Source organism: Moorena sp. SIO4G3 (assembly GCF_010692305.1).
GTDB classification, from domain to species: Bacteria; Cyanobacteriota; Cyanobacteriia; order Cyanobacteriales; family Coleofasciculaceae; genus Moorena; species Moorena producens_A.
The window spans coordinates 1-19,744 of record NZ_JAAHIG010000149.1 but is presented as its reverse complement, the minus strand read 5'-3'; the positions used below and the strand labels follow the sequence as shown (position 1 = coordinate 19,744).

The window sequence follows — 19,744 nt, the reverse complement described above, 5'->3', positions numbered from 1 at the left end:
TCCTCATAGGCAGGGCTTTCACCTGCATCCGATAGGTAGTTAGACTTTTCAGGTTTTATCCTGCGCAAGTCCCCAACTCATACCCCTTCAGTCGCTGAAGGCTCCTAGTTGGAACGAGCCGCACCCAGTCAAGTCCCCAGTGGTTGATACTCCCTAGCTTGTTGTAAGACTCAGACCTGACGATGCCCAGTTTTATCATGGTAGACAGTAACTCAAGTTCAACCGACTCTGTCACTCCTATTACGGGGACGACTTGAGTGGATATTCTCTTGGTTGCTCCTACTTTTCTGGGCATAGTTACAGTGTCAAGGTCTTAATTGACTTATACCATAGCGCTAGTAAAATGGCTATGTCCGATTTGTAGGGTTAAATACCGTATTATCCCTATTTTCAGGGTTCTGATTGCTAGGCAGATAGGAGTGGATAAAATTCACCCCAAACCATATATTGGTAATTTTGTCAACTTCTATGACTTGACCACCACTCTATGATAATAAAACTGGAGTTATTTCTGTTACATAGCTAAATAATGTTACCCCGAACTTCCCTAGGAACTGTAGGTCTAGTCATTGGTGGATTACTGACCGTAATCGGCTTTGTTGCCTACGCCACCGATAATGCCACCCTCAATCTAGTGGGATTCTTTTATGGAATTCCGATTCTACTAGGAGGTCTTGCCCTCAAAGCTGCGGAGTTAAAGCCTGTGGAATTAAGCCAACCAACAATTCCTGAAGTCCTGACGCTGCGAGAGCAAAGCGCCACCCCAATCCAAAACCAGATTCGCAAAGACGTAATGCGATATCGCTATGGTCAAGAAGCCCATCTAGATAGTTCCTTGGAAAGCCTTGGTTTATCTCCTACTGATGAAGAAAGACCTGTGTTGATGGGGTTACGAGAAACTTCGGTGGATGGTGCTTATGCCTTAATTCTCGAATTTGATTCCCCACTAATTCCTTTTGAGACTTGGCTCAAAAAGCAGGAAAAACTGGAAAACTTCTTTGGACCTGGTATTAGAGTAGATTTAACCGAACTTGAAGAAGACCAGGTGGATGTAGCACTAGTGGCAATACCGGAAGAAAGCACCAGCGTGTAAAGACCTTACCTTTAAAGCTCTCCGCTGTTACCTAGACGGGGATTCTCCGTTGAAACAGTCTGTCATATACCGCCCTGTGACGCTGAGCGCCGAGTTCTTGCCTAGACATCGGCGCTCAGGGTTGCTGTTCTGTTGCCGGTATAGTTTTTAGAGGCGCACTACATACCATTGTAAATACTCTCCAGGTCCTACATCTAATTCACAGCTGGTCTCCATCAAATACTGTCCTTGCTCCTCTAAAGAGGTCAAATGCTGCAAATCCCTTGGCAAATCATCCTGACGATTTGCCAAGATTGCCATTAACTTTGACTTTAACTCCATTGGAGTCAGAATCACCTCTGGCTGATTAGTTTCGAGAACTACATACCCATCTTCCTGGAACATTATAGAATTAGGCATATCTTAGATCAAATCTGCTTTCTTCCTTCGTTTATAATCTTAGGATGTTTGTGATTTTTTGGGTCTTTGTGGTAACTAAAAAACTATTCCTTTGCAAACCTATTCCCGTGCCAGCTACAAAACCCTGATCGATATGTTTCTTTCTCTCAACTACGAGCCAGCCTTAGAATCCCTGGGATATGACTATTTTGACGAAGTAGCAGCAGCAGAATTTCCTAGGCATATCCTGCGATTTCGTAACGACCAATTGCTACCCCGTATTGGGTTAAATCCCCAAGACACTAATGACCAAGACTTTATCCAAGCTTTCGGTAAATTTCAGGGAGTTCGACCTTTTTTAGCCCTGCGCTACCACGGCTATCAATTTGGTGAATATAACCCTAGACTAGGGGATGGCAGAGGTTTTCTCTATGGTCAAGTAAGAGGTATTGATGGGGAACTTTACGACTTCGGTACCAAAGGCTCTGGCACCACACCCTACTCCCGAACTGCTGATGGTAGACTGACCCTCAAAGGAGGGGTGCGGGAAGTACTTGCAGCTGAAGCGTTGCACCATCTTGGCGTTTTGACCTCCCGCTGTCTGAGCCTGATTGAAACTGGAGAGCAACTGTGGCGAGGTGATGAACCTTCTCCAACTCGCTCATCAGTTATAGTACGTTTTAGCCGTTCCCATATCCGGTTTGGTACCTTTGAGCGACTGCATTACTTTAAGCGTCCGGATTTAATCAAAAAGCTATTAGACCATGTGATTGAGCAGTACTACCCAAGCATAATCCCCCTCAGGGAGGATAAGAAACAGGAGCAGTATGCTCAGTTTTACGCTGAGTTGGTGGAACGAGTGGCTCGATTAGCAGCCCAGTGGATGGCAGCGGGTTTTTGTCACGCTGTCTTAAATACCGACAATATGTCGATTACTGGCGAAAGTTTTGATTATGGACCATTCGCCTTTATCCCCACCTATGACCCTAAGTTTACCGCTGCTTACTTTGACTATTACAGGCGCTATAGTTACGGCAATCAACCTGGAATTTGTCAGTTAAATTTAGAAATGCTTCAGCAACCGTTAGGGATGGTAATCCCAACATCGGAGATGGAAGCAGGTTTAGCCGAGTTTGGGAAACATTATTACCGCAATTATCGGCACTTGATGCTGAATAAACTGGGATTTGAACAGTTGCCAGAGTCGGAAGAGTCAGAGTTATTGAGGTTAACGATTCAGTTCCTGCAAGATACTCAGGTTGGTTATCACGCTTTCTTTGCTGAATTAGCCCAACAGTTTGATAAGAGTTGGCGAGATGATGTTACTCAGATAATGAGCCGAGAATCTTTTTGGGAGTCAGATGCTCAGTATTCATCCCTAGCAGATTGGCGCAATTTCTACCACCACCTTTTACAAAATTTATCAGTTGATCAGCTTAAGGATATGTCAACACGTTTGCGAGATAAGAATCCGCACACTGCTTTACTCAGACCTGTAATTGAGGCAGTTTGGGAGCCAATTACTCAGGAAGATAATTGGGAGCCGTTTTATGAGTTGATCAGCAAACTACAAGCTAAACAATGAAACAGTGATTAGTTCCAAGCTGAGGCAAGAACCATTTATCTGAATTTAATTTAATTCAAATTAAGATTGTTGACATTTCCATTAACTTCTGGTAATACTCCTGACGGTCTAGGAGATGACACTGGAGCTAATGGTATCTCTAGCAGCGGTCGATTTAGAGCAATCCTGAGGGGTTCTGCTTTTGGCAATGGAGTTGGGTTAGTGGCCATCTGTGGCACTGTTGAGGGTCCATTAGGCATAATCATCGAAACCGCACCGACAAACATGGCAGCAAGGGCAGCACCACCCCAAACAAATTTTCGGCGATTCCGGCGGCGGTCAATTTTTGAGAAAACTTGCTGTGCCAGTTCTTGAGCTGGTTGCTCTGTTTGTGGGACGGGCATGGTTCGGAATGCCTGACGTAGCATCAGCAGTCGATTGTATAATCGTTTGGCCTCTGGGTCAGTTGCCAATAGCTGCTGCACATCAGAGCGCTCTGCTGATGTTACTTCCCCATCAACGTAGGCACTGATTAATTGAAAGCGATTGCGTTTGAGGGAATCCATATCTTTGGCAGATTCCTGCCCATAAGTGTTATCAGGGTTAAATTTAGAGGTCATTTTCTCATCACCAACGAGTCATCGTAAACTCCCCACACTAGATCTCCCATATTTTTTATATTAAGGGAATAACCAATAAAGGAAATCCGGCGCTTTAGATAAAGATTTGAACAAGCTTGTCTTCTCAAATTATGGGATTTAGATAAAGATCTGATTAAGCAAGCCTTGTAAAGATTTGATATATTATTAAGTAACTATACTGATGTTTAGGAATCTAGATAAGCTTGCAGGTGAGATTGCAATCTCGCTCTTGCTCTAGCAATTCTAGACTTAACGGTTCCGAGAGAAGCGCCAGTAATTTCGGCAATTTCTTCATAAGCCATACCTTCGATTTCCCTAAGGATGATGGTAGTACGAAACACTTCTGGCAACTCTGATATTGCCTTGTGCAGTTGCTCATAAAACTCTCTGGTCGTCATATCTTCTTCTGGACCAGGCTCTGCTGAAGCAATTTCCCAATCCATATCGCCATCATCCATATGACGTGGTGCATCCAGAGACAGGGGGTGGGCTACCCGCTTGCGTTTGCGGAGCTCATCATAGAAAAGATTGGTGGCAATACGGCTTAACCAACCTTTGAACTTGACTGGTTCATTAAGTCGTTTAATATTACGGTAAACCCTAATCCAGACCTCTTGGGCTAAATCGGAGCGATCTTGCCAGTCTGGTGCTAAGTGATACAAAATCTTATCCACGTGGGACTGATACCGACGTAGTAGCTCAGCAAAGGCTGTGCGGTCAGGATTCATACCTTCCTGACAGCGTAAAACCAAATCATAGTTAGAGAGTTTCTCAGGTTGCACCGGCACTTGAGGAAGTGTTACCTCTGTTGACCAGGATAGAGAAATTGGTTGACTCATGATTGGAATAGCTTCTAAAACTTTCTTCCTCTCATTGACTCCCAACTTCTGCGATTGGTTCCCGCTCATCGAGCACTAGTCTATCTTACATTTTCACGCTTGTAGTGGACTGAGCCAGCAAACAGCCAATTAACTATTAAATTAACTAGTCATTTCCAATTAATTAACTATTAAATAAATTAATTATGGCCATAAGCAACTCAATTAACACTAGCTTAATGATATTTTGCTTTGGGTCAGCAGGATTGTTAATCTCAGCTAAACTACCACAGCTTAAGCTGAAGCAACTTACACCTGAGATTAGCCAGGTCTTGCCAGCAACCTCTCGGTTGACCATAGCACGACTCGATACAGATAAGACGCTGACAAAAACCTCTTCAGTATACCCAGAACTGGAACCGTTGTCATCCGAAAAAACAGCCTCAGATCTGATCAAACCTCAGGTAACGCTAAAGAGACTGAAATCAAAAATTCCCAAGGTTTTACCAGCCACCTCTTATTTTACTGATGCAATTGCTGCTATTACTTACCAGGTAGTTGTGGATTTGAGTGATACTACGGTCTATTTGTACTGGGGAGAACAATTGCTCCAGAGCCACCCAATTGCTATTGGTAAACCCGGTTGGGATACACCCACTGGCAGTTTCAAAATTATTCGCAAACAACCCAACCCTATTTGGAAAGAACCGATTACTGGTGAACTCATACCTCCTGGACCTGATAATCCTTTAGGAGAAAGGTGGATTGGTTTTTGGTCTGACGGACACCATCAAATCGGGCTTCATGGCACTGATGAAGAAGAGCTAATCGGCAAAGCGGTTTCCCACGGCTGCTTACGGATGCTCAACCAGGATATTAAACAGTTGTATGAGCAGGTCAGTCTAGGAACACCAGTAATTGTGAGAAATTAAACATCTCAACGCCAAAAATTGTACTTTAAAATTTTTTTTTACCATAACCTGTTAACATTAGACTCAACGTAATCCATGTAATCCATTTGAGCGCTGAGGCTTGGGCTCAAAGCCTGGTGCACAGCCCTCTAACATACTACTAATCTGTCCCATCAGATCTTTGCTGGTTTTTTTGCGGATTGCTTGGCGATCAGCGCCAAAATCAGGTCGCTCTAGGTATTTGGCTATGGCATCCTTGACTTGATGGTTAATTAAATCCATTAGGTCTTGCTTTGCTCTTTTACGCTGGTATTGAGCACCTTTTTCGGTAGTGGCATAGAGAGGGGGCAGTCTATTGAGGGCATAGGCAGCAATATCTCCTACCTCCAGAAAGCGATCGCTCTTGTCTTCTATCTTGGTAACTTGATCAATTGCTTCGCTTAATACCAACTCTTCCATGACATTGATAAACTGCTTGCGAGCAACTGTAACCACCTCACCAGATAGCAGCGCCCCCATCAGCTTGTCTAATGCCATATATTCTTCAATGGAGAGTTCCGAAGCTGTGTCACAAAGGCGACCGACCTCACTCTCCATCAGGGGAGTTAAGTAGCCATCTTTCAACGCTTTTTCTACAATTTGCTCAATTCTCATGAGTAGATTTAATAGCTATTGATTTAATTGTCAAAATAATTAATAGTATAATCTAGGAATTTAGCTTCGTCTTGATCTGATTAAGCTGATACCGATGGGTGAATCTGGGGGATTTCGTGAAGCGGAGTCAGTGGTTAGTGGGATTTTCTAGTAAAATCAAAAAAAGTAAGTTAGCCATAGGGCTTTATACCATGACTAACTACAAATACGAGGAATTTATGGAGTAGTGGTCAATAACCACCCTTGTCCTAAGGCCAGGACAAGTGAACAGCTAACCCATAGGGAACCGGCAAGAGGAAAGAAAATTTTTCCCTCTTGCCCATTCCCTTTAACCTTTAAGCTTTACCTATGATGAAAAATGTGCTGGCTTAGTTATTGTATAGGTGATCCACTTAAGTGATGGGCTGGGGTCAGTTGACACTCCCCGCCCTGGAAGGACGGGGATTCTTAGTTCTTCGACATGCCTTAAAATTAGTTATCCAGCAAAGGCAATGTTTAAGCCAAATATCCGTTAAAAACCAAATATTGAGCTTAATTTAACTAACCCCAGTGGGCTTATCTCCCTAAGCGTTGAGTTTCCTCAGTTTCCGTGTGCCGGAAACGAAACCTTAGTAGAGTGGAGCCTTAGTTAATAAGTTTTGACCCTTTTTCTCATAGCCAGTCCCCTGTAAAGGCTCCACTCTACTTACGGTAACTTCAAACCCCACGGTACTTTCATCTTTTAAGATTTGCTTTACTGGTTGTCGGTATCAGCGCTTGATCCATACGTTTTTAATGAGGTTTTTCGCGCCTCATGTACTAGCATCGCTTTACGTCGTTAGTTTGTTGACAGTACCGACGAATCCTGTCTGTGCTAGGCTACCTTTTTATTATACCACAGTGAACAAAAGCCGTCTGCCGAAGGACGGGGCTATTGACCCACTTTTTCGGTCAATTCACACCTTGCCATCTCCAGGGTACCGGGTCAACCGACTGACCGTGAACATAGAGACCCCAATGTAGATGAGGACCAGTGGAAGCACCTGTAGAACCAATGCTACCAATGACCTGGCCAGCTTGAACAAAATCCCCCTCTTTAACTTTAATTTGGCTCAAGTGCAGCATGATACTGAGTACCCCTTGACCATGGTTAATCCCTACAGTGTTACCATGAACCCGGAAACCTTGAGACTCTCGTCCCACTAGTGCTATCCGTCCTGCTGCTGGTGCTACTACTGGTGAACCGAAGCCACCAGCATAGTCAACACCACGATGGTAGTAGTTTTTAGCAAAGACACCGTTGTAGTAGCGACGAATACCGAAAACGCTGGAGACACGAGCATTGTTGGGTCTATAAAATTTACCATTCCAGAATTTTTCTGGGGTCAATAATTTTTTAAACTGGGCAACCCGATTTAATTCAAACTGGGTTGCTGGGGCAGAGGCTTTGCCAGACAGGCGGATGCGTTGGACAGGGAAAGACCGATTCTGAAGTGGTACAGCTATGTTGTTGACTTTACCATCACCAGCCACCCGCAAAACCAATTTTCCTGGTTTATCTAATGGGGTAGTGGGTACTAAAGCTCGATAACGATTTGTCCCTGCTGCAAAGGTAGGATAGGTCTTTTGACCCATAGAAACGGTTGGTGGTGAACCAACTGTTTCGGTTTGAATTACCACTGACAAAGTATCGCCTAACTGGGGATTGTCTGGTTGAACTTGTACCTGTAAAGCTTGCACTGGTTGGCACAGGGCTACAAAACCCGATGCCAGGGCTATTGCTGTCGTTGTAATCAGGCGTTTGGCAAGGTGCTTTGCACTCAGAAGTGGGGTGGGACTAGAAGGAGAATAGTGCTCTAGCCCTGATAGTGAGCCATGAGAGGATAGTGATTTCACTGACTTATACAAAGCGCGACTATAGATTTTTATTCTTTAGCTACTGGGGCATAGACTATCATTTAGCCCAGTGTGTTTCCAATTCCATCTAGTTTGCAGATGAACCGGACCAAAGAAGATTGAGTCAGGTGCCATCATAAAAGGACATCTAAGTAAGGTCGATAGTCTATCACACTAACGGTTAGGCTAACTCGGTCGATGGATGCTCTATATCAATCAATACCAAACTATGAAATAGTTTTTTTTAAGGGTAACTCACGATTGCCAAACTAAGTCGAGGTTTAAATTAATGGACAGTTGGATCATCAAGCTCCATGACTTCATTGGTGAAATCCCCTTCCTGGTGATTTCTTTAATTACAGCCGTAACATTTTGCTTTTGGTTAATTCCCTACACCACTGATTTGATGGTGAGCTGTGCAGCGGGTCTTGCTGGTGACTATTTAGGGCGCGAGCAACGCACCTTGGTGATTAACTCAAGTACCAACAATCCTGAGTTACTTTTAATGCTTGTCTCACTGGGATTAGGTAGGCTAGGAGGGATAGCTACCCCACTAGGCTCAAATTTTGCAAACATTTATCTTATGTTTTTTGTTGCTCCATTATTTGTTTTAGTTAAGTGGTTTTTCAAGAGGGATTTCAATAAGATATTAAATCTCATGACTCTAATCAATCGTGAAAAAAAGTTGGTAATTTGGCATTCAATTATGTCCTTAAGTATGTTTGGATTTGCCAGTATAGCCTATTGGTGCCTAACCGGAGGCTTTCAGTTTAATTATTTATCAGAAGACATCCCATTAAGAACATGGCACTGGTTATTAATCGGAGTGTTGATATGTATAATTGGGATTGGGATATTTGTGTATTTTGAAAATAACTTGAAAAAGAAGCGCCCAGGATTATTTGAAGATATCACTGAGGAAGATTTTGAGTCAAACTGGTGGAAGTTTTTTTTAGGGACTATATCCCTGACGGTATTATGTTATGTTTTAAATGCCTTATTCTTGGCCTATACTGAACTATATAGTTCAGTATTAAGTCAGTGGTTGGGCTCAGCAGTGTTTGTAGGTTTACATTATTTTATTGGTAGTCTGATCTCTTCTTTACCAGAAGCGAATGTGGCAATAAAAAACTATGAACGTCTAACTTCACCGGATCTCAATACAGCCCTAGCATCAGCAAGTCAATCGAATATGACTAATCTTGCCCTGGGATGCTTCGGCTGTATTATCGCAACTATATTGTTACTGACTGGACTCAGCTATAAGTTGTAAATCAAACTTCAGCCTTTAGCCTTTAACCTTTAGCAATCAGCTATCAGCGTGTCGCGTATCAGCTAAAGGCCACGCTACTGTTCGCGAAGCACCGATCTAGTAGCGCAATCGGTGCTTAATGGTGCGACAATAAGCGCGAATTTAATTCTTAATGGTAAGAGCGTACCTTTGAATAAAATAAACTGACCACTGACGGCTGAATGGTTACCTTTAGGCTTTAGGTGCCTGTGGCTTTAGATAAGCGATCGCATGATAAGGGATCATGATGGTCTGCTGATCTTGAGTGATCAGACACAGGCAGTTTTGATCTTGCCAGCACAATTGCCCGCTAAAGGAATCTCCAGTGAGAAGTTTTAGCTCTAGGAGTTGTTGGTCTTTGATATAGCCTTGAATTTGACTAATACTGGGCAAGCCGGTATCGAATTGGGCCATAATCACAAAAAATCGTGGGATGTGTGGGAACCCTAACAATCATAACCAATCATACTTGGCCAGGAGGGTTTTTGGCGTTTTGGGCAGCATAATTAGAACAAGTATTTTAATCAGTCGGTAGCTAAATCGGCGAAAATTAGCGAAACTTAAACAAAAGGCTGCAAAAGAATTACCATAGCACCAGAGCCGATTAATAGGGAATTGACTATGGAGTTTACAAAGTACCATGGACTGGGGAATGACTTTATTCTGATTGATAATCGGGATGACCCGGAACCCAGAATAACCTCAGAGCAAGCGCTGCAGCTATGCGATCGCAATTTTGGAATCGGTGCAGATGGTGTGATTTTTGCCCTGCCAGGACAAGAGGGTACTGACTATACGATGCGGATTTTCAACTCTGATGGTTCTGAACCAGAGATGTGTGGTAATGGGATTCGCTGTTTAGGAAAGTTTCTGGCTGATTTAGAGGGGGATAATCACAAAACTCATTATCGGATCCATACCCTGGCTGGGGTGATCATTCCTGAACTCAAGGGCGATGGTAAAGTCAGGGTGGATATGGGGATGCCCCAGCTTAGTGCAGCTCAAATTCCCACTGTTTTGGCAGAGGCTGACCAAAAGGTAATCAATACCCCGATCGAAATAGCTGACAAATTATGGGAGGTTACCTGTGTCAGTATGGGGAATCCTCACTGTATTACCTTTGTGGAGGATGCCGATGCCATACCTCTAGAAACCATTGGTCCACTGTTTGAGCATCACTCAGTTTTCCCCCAACGAACCAATACAGAATTTATCCAAGTGGTGCGTCCCGATTATATCAAGATGCGGGTTTGGGAGCGGGGTGCTGGGGCAACTCTCGCCTGTGGCACGGGGGCTTGTGCTTCTGTGGTGGCTGGTGTGTTAACTAACAAAAGCGATCGCATTTGTACCGTGGAGCTTCCTGGTGGTTGTCTTGACATTGAATGGTCCGAAACCGACCAGCGAGTTTACATGACTGGGCCAGCTGAGCAAGTTTTCACGGGTAAACTATCGCAAATCTCCTGATCAGCCCAGATTTCCTGGCTTGAGATCAATCTTGCTTGGAAAACCCTACTTTAAACTGCTTGACTACCTGATCGAGACCAACGGAATGGGAGGCTTTAAACAATAGACGATCCCCAGGTTGGACAAACCCCAGTAGATGTTCCACTAGAGGATTAGAGTCACAGAAACACTCAACTGGCACGGAAGTAACACCGGTTGCGATCGCTTCTGCTTCTGGCTCACTTTCATCCACCAAAATCCGCAAGCCATCAATATTTAGTTGCTCAACCTTTTGACCCACTTGCTGATGAAGTTCACCGGATTTTGTTCCCAATTCCTTCATCGCCCCAAGTACTGCTATATGGCGTTTGCCAGGAGTCTGAGCCAGCATTTCTAGAGCAGCTACCATAGATTCAACTCCAGCATTGTAGGTTTCATCGAGAATCACTACATCGTTAGGTAACTCATAACGCTGGGCTCGACCTGCCGGTAGCTCAACCTTTAAACCATTCCTGAGGGTTTCCCAATCCACTCCCAATAATTTCCCAATGGCTAGAGCCCCGAGATAGTTCAGGGCATTGTGGCGACCTGGGAGGGGGATAGGAAACTCCATGGCCTCTACTTTCAGGATTTCTGGTGCAATCAACTCTCCTTGGACATCACCACCCTCTAAACCATAGGTTATGGTTTGCCCTTGCCAAACCTGAGCTGCGGTGTCAATTAGGCGTTGATTGTCGTGATTGAGAACTGCTACACCGTTGTTGGACATATGGGCTAATAACTCACACTTGGCTTTTGCGATCGCTTCCGTAGAACCCAACAGACCAATATGAGCTGTACCCACATTAGTAATCACGCCCACCGTAGGGTTGGCGATCTCGGTCAACTCAGCAATCTGTCCTGAACCACGCATGGCCATTTCGATTACAGCATAGTCATGGTCTGGTGCCAACTCCAGCAAGGTTTTGGGTACACCAATTTCATTGTTGTAATTGGCCTGGGTTTTGAGCACAGTGCCTTTAGTAGACAAAACTGCTGCGATTAGCTCCTTAGTGGTAGTTTTGCCTACAGAACCAGTGACAGCAATCACCGGAATCTGAAACTGGTCACGCCACCACCGAGCAATTTGCTGGTAGGTTTTGAGAGTATTTTCTACCTGAATCAGGGGCAAACCTTCGAGTTGGCTGACGTTAGTCGCCTCGGCAATGACCGCTAATGCCCCCTTCTCTACAGCCAGAGCTGCATAATCATGACCATCAAACTTTTCACCCCGCAGTGCTAAAAATAGTTGACCAGGCTCAAGGTGACGGGTATCTGTGGTAATGCCAGTGAATGACTTTTCCAGGATTTTTTCTGGAATGCCTACTGTCTTGGCGGCGAGAATGTCAACTAATTTTCCTACAAGAAGCCGACACACCATAACCTTATTTTTCTCCCAGTGTCCTAATTGTGCTGTTTTATCTAAACGCTCTATTTTCCAGGTAATTCAATAAATTTCACATTGTTTTTACTTAATTTTCACAATTTACACTCATTTGCACAATTAGGTAAAGAGTAGATGAAGATATACTAGTACTATAATAGCTCACCTCAAGTTTAGGTGATCATTAGAATATATCTACCATCGTAGATTAATTGTGATAGGCCAAACTCTCTTTGTGTTAGCTAAGCCATTTAAAGTTGAATTTTCATCTTTTCAAGCCAACCACCATTGATGAGCCCTAGATTTAGCACCTAGGAGAGCTACCGAAAGTGACCACCTGGAGAGACTCTAAAGAATCGGAAATTCGACATATTAGCTTGCCAGAGCAGCAAGTCTACAATCACTTACTCCAGTGGGTAAGGGTAGAATCACCAAAGCAATCAATTGAACGCTTCCAAAGGCTCTTCCTGGATGGAGTAGGATACGAAGATTTTGACATCTGGTTGGCCTTGGAAAAGATAGTAATGGATAAGCGGGCTCCGACAGAGTTCCGATTTGTGATCAATCGCTGCTGTCATATTCTGATCAATCACTGGCATCTGAAACCACACTCCAGAAGAGCAGTCCAAGAATTGGTAGCTTTGTTTGATCATGTGCCGTCTCCTTTAAGGGTTCACTCTCGGGCTCCTAGACGCCTGCGGGAACTAATGCAGCTGTTCAAAAGAACAGAGCAATATCTAACCTTGCAACGTCTGTCCATAGTAATGAGTGATACACCTCTATACTCTAATGGTTCTAAGCGAGTGGCAAACTTGATTCAGCGGTATCCCTACTTATATGAACATTGCTTACTCAGTGAAGACAGCTCTCAGGAATATCAGCAAACTGTCCGGCAAGTTCAAGCTAGGGTTCAACGGCGCTTTGAGTGTGATTTATCTAAGTACGTAACCTATCAGGTGCGATGCGCCAATGTCATGCGAAATCGGGCTATCACGACTCCAAAACGGATAATTCAACCAGTGTCAAATCCCACATTGCTGAGCGAACGAGAGTTGGCGAGTGCTCTCAAGCAGTTTGTTGGCAAAGTGCAAGGGTCTTACACCTACCGAGATGTTGCTCGTAGCTTCCATACCCACAGTCGGCACACAGCTTTTTTCAAAGACTTCAAGGACGATTTATATGAATATTTAGTTGCCTCGATTGACCCAGGCTATGGGAGGCAACAGTTTAACAAGCGATTGTATACTCATTTGCAAAACACCTTGCCTGAATGGGATTACCAAAGGCCCAATGAATTTATGGTGGTGCGTACCTGTAGTCAATTGTTAAACTTTTTGGTGGTGGAAAGTCCTAAGCGCCCCAATCACTATACGTTTGTTGATTTGATTACCAATGTAGGAACCACAATTACCACTGGACTATTGCTCAAGATTGTATTGGTCTGCGCTAAAGTCAAGCCCTATTTAGAAAAGCGATTTTCGATTTTGTTTAACCACTACGAGTCCCAAACCAGAAACAGCGTACCCTGGTTAGTCCCGTCTCTGGAAAACTTGAATATTGCCTTGAGTGTCCATTTTGGCTCAGCTGATATCTCCTTCCTTAATCAGATTATGTGATCGGATTCTGTGAATTGTAGCCTAGCGCTATAACTATAGGGTTGATCAGACCGATCAGGTACACAGGATTTTTTACCACTCCCTTACTCCCTACTCCCTACTCCCTACTCCCTACTCCCTACTTCCTACTCCCTACTCCCTACTCCCTACTCCCTACTCCCTACTCCCTACTCCCTACTCCCTACTCCCTACTCCCTGTTCCCTTTGCTATAGTTGCCAAATTCCGATTATTGTAGAGACTCATGGCCTTTTCTACACCTTGCTTAAGAGACAGTTCAACTGCCTCAACGGCTAGTTGGACTACTTCCGACATTAACTCGGTTTCCTGAGGTGAAAATTTTCCTAGGACGTGGGAGATCGTGTCTGGCTTCTGACTGGATTTGCCAATACCAATGCGCAGGCGAGGGAAGTTTTGCGTACCCAGATGGGCAATTGCGGATTTCATGCCATTGTGTCCTCCCGCTGAACCGGAAAGGCGCAGACGCAAACGCCCTACTGGTAAGTCCATATCATCATAAATGATCAAGACCGACTCAGGTGTGAGCTTGTACCAATCAGTCACCGCCCGAATTGCTTGTCCAGAGCGATTCATGTATGTAAGGGGCTTGAGCAAGCTTAGCTTATTTCCTTTTAGTCCAATTCCTTGACCAAACCATCCCTGAAAGCGGCGATTTTCGCTCCCTGAAATCTGTAATCGACGTGCGATCGCATCGACCACTTCAAAACCGATATTGTGCCGCGTTTTATCGTACTTGGGTTCCGGATTACCTAAACCCACAATCAGTTGAGGAATTATAATTTGTCCGGTTGTTTCGATAGTGCTCATGGTCAAAAATCGTTTGGGTCAAGGGTAGGTAATGGGTTACCCATTACCTACCCTTTATGATCTAGATGTTTCCGGACATCATAACAAGGGAGTGGGGAGTAGGGCGAAGCCGTGCAGGCATGGGTGCGGAACTTGACACGTCATACTTTACATGTTATATTTCACACGTTATATTTCACACGTTATACCTTTCCCCATCCCGGATTAACTACGCAGGATATTGAAAGAGGGATTCCAGATAGACACGAGCACAAGCGCGATAACTCTGGGACGTTTCTGGAGTCTTACCAATACCATTTTGGAGCAAAAACAGGGAAAGTGCTGCTGCGAAGACCCGGTCTTGGTCCCAGCTAGGATGGGTTTCTAGGTAGCGCTTGAGAGACTCGTGCAGGTCTTCGGGGATTTCTGCCAGGATACTTACGGTTGCGTTCATAGTCACCTCTTCATATAAAGTTTTGGAAAAAGCCACCTGATTTCAAGCACTTCAGATAACTGCCTTGGCCAAAAGAAAGCCAAGACAAGCCAGCACCGAAGCACTGAATTTTGATGTCACCCTTGCTTTAGTTCAGAACTATCCCCAAATCAGGTAGGGTAGTCCGTGCTAACCCCTGCTAGTCGGCGTAGGTTAGCTGAGAGCAAATTTTTTTATAGGTTGGTCGCACCATTTTCATCTGAAATGGGGTGGGTTTGTCAATGCTGCGAAATATTACAACTCTTGTTGACATTCCGAAATGTATACCAAATAATCAGGGTTTGAGGCGCTTTTTTGTTACACAACTTTACATAAACTGTGGTCTTAACTACTGCGGAATACTAAGTCGGGAAAATCCCCAGTAAAACTGGAATACCTAATGCCACCGTTGAGGCTTGTGGAAAACTATGGGAAAACTGTGGAAAAGCTTGAAGCTCTGTGTGGAAACAGTGGGGAATCTGTGGGGGAAATTTGGGAGAAACGATAAGAATTCTTACAGTTTCGTTGGCGGTGGAAAACTGGTGACCACAGATGGGGTCATTGTAAATTGTGATTCCTGATATATTAGTCAACTAGTGTTAGTGAACTAGTATTAGCAAACTCTTGACTTGACTCCTTAAGGAAAAAACAAGGAAAAAAATCTAACTACTGACTAATTGCTTCTACTATAATTATGTGGTATTGTCAGGTAGATTGTCTCTTACGCCACCTTAAAGCTTCTTCATGAATTTGTTGTATGTCTTGATCAGAGATTTTGTCGATGTGGGACAAGACTAAACTCATGCGGCCTTGAGCCTTGAGTTGGTCACGGTGGCGGCAAAGAAAATCCCAGTATAAGAAATTAAAGGGACAGGCTCCCTGGCCAGTGCGCTTCCGAGGATTGTAACCACAACTGCTGCAGTAGTCGCTCATTTTATTGATGTAGTTAGCTGAGGCAGCGTAAGGTTTGGATGCTAGGATGCCGCCATCGGCAAACTGACCCATGCCAATCACATTGGTTTGCATCACCCAATCATGGGCATCGATAAAGGCTCCATGAAACCATTCTTCTATAGATTGAGGGGAAACTCCAACAATTAGAGCAAAATTGCTCAACACCATCAGTCGCTGAATGTGATGGGCATAACTCGTGCGTTCAACCTGACTCAAAATTTGGCGTAAACAGTTCATGTCTGTTTTCTCCGCATGCCAATAAAACTCAGGTAGGGGCTGGGTGTGGTTGAACCAATTGCTTTGGGAGTAGTCAGGGTTCATATAGATATAAATGCCGTGCATATATTCCCGCCAACCCAGGACTTGACGAATAAATCCTTCTGTGCTGCTTAAGTCGAGTTGGTTTTGGTGATAAGCATTCTCCACTGCTTTAATTACTTCCTCAGGTTGGAGTAAGCCGATATTGAGGTAAGGGGAAATTAGGGAGTGCCACATGGTATCTTCGTTGGTGACCATGGCATCTTGATAGGGACCAAAATTGGGTAGGCGATGGTGAATGAAAAAGTCTAATACTTGAAGAGCTTGATGGCGATTGACCGCCCAACGGAATGGTTCTGTTTTTCCGTAGCTGGGAAAGTTTTGAGCATTAACGGAGTTGATCACCTCTTGGGTGATTGGGTCGGGTTCAAACCACAGGGCGTCTGGTGGATTTAGATTACGTTTTGGGGGTTTACGATTTTGTTTATCGAAATTCCATTTCCCACCAATTGGCTTATTTCCTGCCATCAAACTATTAAATCGTTTGCGCCCCACCCGATAGAAGTTTTCCATTATTAGACGTTTTTGAGATTTCGCCCAGGTTTTAAAATCAGACTCGCTCCACAGAAAATTATTGTTGGGAATAAAGGTAATTTTGCAATTTAGTTTTAGGTTGCGAATTATTTCTGCAAAGGGTCGGTCATTGGGCGTCATTACCCGTAGTTCGGTAATCGTATTTTTTGTGACCCAGGCTTGGAGAGGCGTTTCAAAGTCGTCCGCTGTTTGATAGCTGACTGGCCAACCTTGCTGGCGTAATTCCTCAGCAAAGTGTCGCATGGCTGACCAAATGAATACCAGTTTTTGGCGGTGGTAACGTCTTTGTTGGACGTAGCTTAGGGATTCAATCAGAATTACTGGCGTATTTTGAGAGTTTTGTTGACAACTGTTTAGGGCTGATTGTTCAGTCCAAAGTTGATCCCCTAGTACCCAAATCCCAATAGTCATTCTGGCTAATGCTTTTTACTTTATTGATATCATACAATAACTTCAGGGATTTTTGTCTTGAGTTTTAGGGAATAGGGAATAGGGAGTAGGGAGTAGGGAGTAGCGACTGCATCAAGACGGGAGTAGGGAATCGGGAATCGGGAATAGGAAATCGGGAATCGAGAATAGGAAATATAAAAAAAGTTTAAAACAGATTTTTTAAATTATTAATTAAAATTTAGGGGTAAATTAATCATATATTATTAATTCTTTTTAAACTGCGGTTGGCATAACTATCATGTACACAGTATTTTTTTTATATTACCTATTCCCTAATACCTGCTCTATACTCCCTAAAAAGCTATAAATTTGTCCCTAATTGAATTGCAAACTGCTGTATATGTTTTTTTAGTAAAAAAATAAATCAAACAATAGTTATATAGAGCAGCTATAAATTGGTTTATAACTGCTCTATATAACTATTATTTAGCGGTTTTTAGCCTAATGAGGTAAACAGTCTGGTTTCTCGATTCCCGATTCCCGATTCCCGATTCCCGATTCCCGATTCCCTAACACCCAGACCAAATTAAAAACCGCTATAAATACGGCTAAATACTACATATCTCAAGGCGAGAGAAGAGAGATACGCCACCCATAAAAAAGGCAAAGTATGCCCAACCGGAAAAGAATCCGACATAGCTGACTGGTAGATGCCCCTGGGGAGCATTGAGGGTGAAGGGCAGGTCAAGGTAATCTAGCCACTTTTCGTTGGTGTGCCATCCGAGTTGATCGCCAAAGCGACAGTAAGTTTCATACTCATAATCGGCACCAGGAGTTACCTGCACACTCTCGGTCACTAAGCTCTGCCAGATTTGTTTCTGTACACTAAAGCCAAAGCGCCCATTGCTGTACTTTACCCAGAGGGTGTTGAGAGTATAGAGGTCTGTACAAGGAAAGGTGTTGATATCTGGGATGTCAAGCCAGCCTTCTTCTTCTCGTCCTGCTGCTTTGAGCATAACAGCGAGAGTTTCTTGATCTGCCTCTTGCCACTTTCTACGAATTAGTAAATCCCGTAATGGCCGGTAATCTACTCCTACATCAGAACTAAGGTCATCAGCTTCACTCAAACAGATGAAATAATCGTCTTCACTCAAGGGCTGTAACCATTCGTGCACTGACTGAGGACGGTCTTTTGGCTCTAAGGCCATGGCTTGGAGAATTACTTGATTTAAGCGATCGCTAATACTAGGAACCAGTTGCTTTGGTGGCACCAGCTCTTCACCGTCATACTTGCGGTAAATTGACTCGGTAGGATTTAGCCCAGTTACGGCATGGTACAGTGAAGCCGCTAGAGAGTAGACATCCACCGTGGCGTGACGACTGCCTTGGTAGTATAGCTCGTAGGGTCGAAATGGTTTATTGTCAATATGGCTCGACACATTACTATCTCGGAGTATATCCCCAGGAATACCAAAGTCAATCAACACGGCTTTGCCACTGTTACTGACCACGATATTATGAGGGCTGATATCTAAATGCACTAGCCCTACTCCATGGATTAGATTCAAGGCTGACCCAATTTGAGTGATGTACTCTACTGCATCAGTTTCAGGTAATGGTCCTGTGCGTTGTACCAAATTCCACAAACTTTCCCCGGAAATAAAATCCATTACGAGGCAGTAGGTATCTCCTTCTTGAAACAAGTCTCTGACCTGGACCAGGGATTCAAGGTCAGCAGACAGTTGAGCCAGCAGTTGTCCTTGCTTGATAAATTCTTCGCCATAGTTGGGGTAGTCTGGAGCCAATCTCAGGCTTTCGTGTGGTGTTTTAATTACAACATCTTGATTGAGTAACTGATGGACTGCTTTGTAGGTAATTCCAAACGCTCCACGTCCAATAATTTTCTCGATCTTGTATTTACCACCATGTAACAGCTGTTGCTCTGACCAGACCATATAGATTAGTTGTTAGTTATTTCGTGCTTCGTGTTTAGGTTTAGTAGATTCACCCTGGCTCCTAGGAGGATTATCAACTAGTTTAAGACACCCTCAATTCAAATAATATTGATAATACAATTACTTCTATAGCATTATTGAGTAAGTATTCAGCTATCAGCTATCAGCGAACAGCGATTAGCGCTACGCGCACGCGTGCGCGTTCAGCTTTTGACTAAAACAGGTAACCATTGGTTTAATCTGAGTTACGTTAGCTGAAGGCTGAACGCGCACGCGTGAGCTTTTAGCTGACGGCTGACGGCTGACGGCTTACGGCTTACATTATTGACATGCTATTAAACCTGATAATTAATTTTTTGAGGATTAATTTTCAGTACTCATATACTTTAGTATAATTCCTTCAGGTTTGCCATTTGCTACGCCATCAGCTGTTAGTCGTTAATTACTCTGTGAAGAGAAAAAAGCTAGCTATAGGGAATAGGGAATAGGGAATAGGGAATAGGGAATAGGGAGTAGGGAATAGGGAATAGGGAATAGGGAATAGGGAGTAGGGAATAGGGAATAGGGAATAGGGAATAGGGAACAGGCAAGAGGCAAGAGGCAAGAGGA

19 protein-coding genes are annotated in these 19,744 nt (G+C 43.8%); 7 read left to right on the top strand and 12 right to left on the bottom strand.

Annotated features, from left to right (window positions below; all coding sequences use genetic code 11):
• The first annotated feature begins 529 nt into the window (after positions 1–529).
• Positions 530–1,093, top strand: coding sequence for a DUF2854 domain-containing protein (locus F6J99_RS23715; RefSeq protein ID WP_293024414.1), 564 nt, complete (start codon positions 530–532; stop codon positions 1,091–1,093).
• A 147-nt stretch (positions 1,094–1,240) separates the two neighbouring features.
• Here F6J99_RS23715 and F6J99_RS23710 read toward each other — a convergent pair whose 3' ends face one another.
• Positions 1,241–1,492, bottom strand: coding sequence for a chlororespiratory reduction protein 7 (locus F6J99_RS23710; RefSeq protein ID WP_044495296.1), 252 nt, complete (start codon positions 1,490–1,492; stop codon positions 1,241–1,243).
• Positions 1,493–1,616: 124 nt separating this feature from the next.
• On the opposite strand from F6J99_RS23710, the gene F6J99_RS23705 reads away from it, so the two are divergent.
• On the top strand, positions 1,617–3,056 hold the full coding sequence (locus tag F6J99_RS23705; RefSeq protein ID WP_365974006.1) for a YdiU family protein: 1,440 nt from the start codon (positions 1,617–1,619) through the stop codon (positions 3,054–3,056).
• A gap of 50 nt (positions 3,057–3,106) precedes the next feature.
• Here the strand turns inward: F6J99_RS23705 and F6J99_RS23700 are convergent, their stop codons facing one another.
• Entirely contained in the window at positions 3,107–3,655 is a 549-nt protein-coding gene (locus F6J99_RS23700; protein WP_293115886.1) for a Fis family transcriptional regulator, read from the bottom strand.
• 206 nt (positions 3,656–3,861) lie between these two features.
• Positions 3,862–4,515, bottom strand: coding sequence for a sigma-70 family RNA polymerase sigma factor (locus F6J99_RS23695; protein ID WP_070391151.1), 654 nt, complete (start codon positions 4,513–4,515; stop codon positions 3,862–3,864).
• Positions 4,516–4,700: 185 nt separating this feature from the next.
• On the opposite strand from F6J99_RS23695, the gene F6J99_RS23690 reads away from it, so the two are divergent.
• Entirely contained in the window at positions 4,701–5,426 is a 726-nt protein-coding gene (locus tag F6J99_RS23690; protein ID WP_229424228.1) for a L,D-transpeptidase, read from the top strand.
• A gap of 63 nt (positions 5,427–5,489) precedes the next feature.
• Here F6J99_RS23690 and F6J99_RS23685 read toward each other — a convergent pair whose 3' ends face one another.
• The gene (locus F6J99_RS23685; protein ID WP_075896652.1) at positions 5,490–6,059 is read right to left on the bottom strand and encodes a late competence development ComFB family protein; all 570 of its coding nucleotides are present in this window, start codon (positions 6,057–6,059) and stop codon (positions 5,490–5,492) included.
• Positions 6,060–6,989: 930 nt separating this feature from the next.
• A complete protein-coding gene (locus F6J99_RS23680; RefSeq protein WP_070396474.1) occupies positions 6,990–7,934 on the bottom strand; it encodes a M23 family metallopeptidase in 945 nt (314 codons plus the stop codon).
• A 289-nt stretch (positions 7,935–8,223) separates the two neighbouring features.
• Between F6J99_RS23680 and F6J99_RS23675 the strand changes: the two genes are divergently transcribed.
• Positions 8,224–9,207 carry a hypothetical protein gene (locus F6J99_RS23675; protein ID WP_293072431.1) on the top strand — a complete coding sequence of 328 codons (984 nt, stop codon included), beginning with the start codon at positions 8,224–8,226 and terminating at the stop codon, positions 9,205–9,207.
• A gap of 210 nt (positions 9,208–9,417) precedes the next feature.
• On the opposite strand, the gene F6J99_RS23670 is transcribed toward F6J99_RS23675, so the two are convergent.
• Positions 9,418–9,639 carry an RNA-binding protein hfq gene (locus tag F6J99_RS23670; protein WP_070391154.1) on the bottom strand — a complete coding sequence of 74 codons (222 nt, stop codon included), beginning with the start codon at positions 9,637–9,639 and terminating at the stop codon, positions 9,418–9,420.
• Positions 9,640–9,840: 201 nt separating this feature from the next.
• On the opposite strand from F6J99_RS23670, the gene dapF reads away from it, so the two are divergent.
• Complete coding sequence (dapF, locus tag F6J99_RS23665) at positions 9,841–10,689, top strand: diaminopimelate epimerase (RefSeq protein ID WP_293115883.1); 849 nt, start codon at positions 9,841–9,843, stop codon at positions 10,687–10,689.
• A 25-nt stretch (positions 10,690–10,714) separates the two neighbouring features.
• Here the strand turns inward: dapF and murF are convergent, their stop codons facing one another.
• Positions 10,715–12,088, bottom strand: a complete 1,374-nt coding sequence (gene murF / locus F6J99_RS23660; RefSeq protein ID WP_293115880.1) for a UDP-N-acetylmuramoyl-tripeptide--D-alanyl-D-alanine ligase — start codon at positions 12,086–12,088, stop codon at positions 10,715–10,717.
• A gap of 332 nt (positions 12,089–12,420) precedes the next feature.
• Between murF and F6J99_RS23655 the strand changes: the two genes are divergently transcribed.
• Complete coding sequence (locus tag F6J99_RS23655; RefSeq protein WP_293115878.1) at positions 12,421–13,707, top strand: hypothetical protein; 1,287 nt, start codon at positions 12,421–12,423, stop codon at positions 13,705–13,707.
• 41 nt (positions 13,708–13,748) lie between these two features.
• Complete coding sequence (locus tag F6J99_RS23650) at positions 13,749–13,943, top strand: hypothetical protein (RefSeq protein ID WP_293115876.1); 195 nt, start codon at positions 13,749–13,751, stop codon at positions 13,941–13,943.
• Here F6J99_RS23650 and pth read toward each other — a convergent pair.
• The 5 genes from pth to F6J99_RS23625 all read right to left on the bottom strand — a co-directional run bounded on the left by pth (position 13,889) and on the right by F6J99_RS23625 (position 19,135).
• On the bottom strand, positions 13,889–14,533 hold the full coding sequence (pth, locus tag F6J99_RS23645) for an aminoacyl-tRNA hydrolase (protein ID WP_293115874.1): 645 nt from the start codon (positions 14,531–14,533) through the stop codon (positions 13,889–13,891). The genes F6J99_RS23650 and pth overlap by 55 nt on opposite strands.
• Before the next feature lie 208 nt (positions 14,534–14,741).
• Positions 14,742–14,966: a DUF2811 domain-containing protein gene (locus F6J99_RS23640; RefSeq protein WP_070391159.1), complete on the bottom strand. Its 225-nt coding sequence runs from the start codon at positions 14,964–14,966 to the stop codon at positions 14,742–14,744.
• A 380-nt stretch (positions 14,967–15,346) separates the two neighbouring features.
• Positions 15,347–15,577 (bottom strand): hypothetical protein, encoded by a 231-nt coding sequence (locus F6J99_RS23635; RefSeq protein ID WP_293115872.1) that lies wholly within the window; start codon positions 15,575–15,577, stop codon positions 15,347–15,349.
• A gap of 112 nt (positions 15,578–15,689) precedes the next feature.
• Entirely contained in the window at positions 15,690–17,201 is a 1,512-nt protein-coding gene (locus tag F6J99_RS23630; RefSeq protein ID WP_293115870.1) for a cryptochrome/photolyase family protein, read from the bottom strand.
• Positions 17,202–17,788: 587 nt separating this feature from the next.
• The gene (locus F6J99_RS23625; protein WP_293115868.1) at positions 17,789–19,135 is read right to left on the bottom strand and encodes a serine/threonine-protein kinase; all 1,347 of its coding nucleotides are present in this window, start codon (positions 19,133–19,135) and stop codon (positions 17,789–17,791) included.
• Between the last annotated feature and the right edge of the window lie 609 nt (positions 19,136–19,744).

What these genes read in the sequence shown, in the direction of transcription:
- F6J99_RS23715 (WP_293024414.1), top strand. Translation starts at nt 530, where the DNA reads ATGTTACCCCGAACTTCCCTAGGAACTGTAGGTCTAGTCATTGGTGGA.
- F6J99_RS23710 (WP_044495296.1), bottom strand. Translation starts at nt 1,492, where the DNA reads ATGCCTAATTCTATAATGTTCCAGGAAGATGGGTATGTAGTTCTCGAA.
- F6J99_RS23700 (WP_293115886.1), bottom strand. Translation starts at nt 3,655, where the DNA reads ATGACCTCTAAATTTAACCCTGATAACACTTATGGGCAGGAATCTGCC.
- F6J99_RS23695 (WP_070391151.1), bottom strand. Translation starts at nt 4,515, where the DNA reads ATGAGTCAACCAATTTCTCTATCCTGGTCAACAGAGGTAACACTTCCT.
- F6J99_RS23690 (WP_229424228.1), top strand. Translation starts at nt 4,701, where the DNA reads ATGGCCATAAGCAACTCAATTAACACTAGCTTAATGATATTTTGCTTT.
- F6J99_RS23685 (WP_075896652.1), bottom strand. Translation starts at nt 6,059, where the DNA reads ATGAGAATTGAGCAAATTGTAGAAAAAGCGTTGAAAGATGGCTACTTA.
- F6J99_RS23675 (WP_293072431.1), top strand. Translation starts at nt 8,224, where the DNA reads ATGGACAGTTGGATCATCAAGCTCCATGACTTCATTGGTGAAATCCCC.
- F6J99_RS23670 (WP_070391154.1), bottom strand. Translation starts at nt 9,639, where the DNA reads ATGGCCCAATTCGATACCGGCTTGCCCAGTATTAGTCAAATTCAAGGC.
- murF (WP_293115880.1), bottom strand. Translation starts at nt 12,088, where the DNA reads ATGGTGTGTCGGCTTCTTGTAGGAAAATTAGTTGACATTCTCGCCGCC.
- pth (WP_293115874.1), bottom strand. Translation starts at nt 14,533, where the DNA reads ATGAGCACTATCGAAACAACCGGACAAATTATAATTCCTCAACTGATT.
- F6J99_RS23640 (WP_070391159.1), bottom strand. Translation starts at nt 14,966, where the DNA reads ATGAACGCAACCGTAAGTATCCTGGCAGAAATCCCCGAAGACCTGCAC.
- F6J99_RS23630 (WP_293115870.1), bottom strand. Translation starts at nt 17,201, where the DNA reads ATGACTATTGGGATTTGGGTACTAGGGGATCAACTTTGGACTGAACAA.
- F6J99_RS23625 (WP_293115868.1), bottom strand. Translation starts at nt 19,135, where the DNA reads ATGGTCTGGTCAGAGCAACAGCTGTTACATGGTGGTAAATACAAGATC.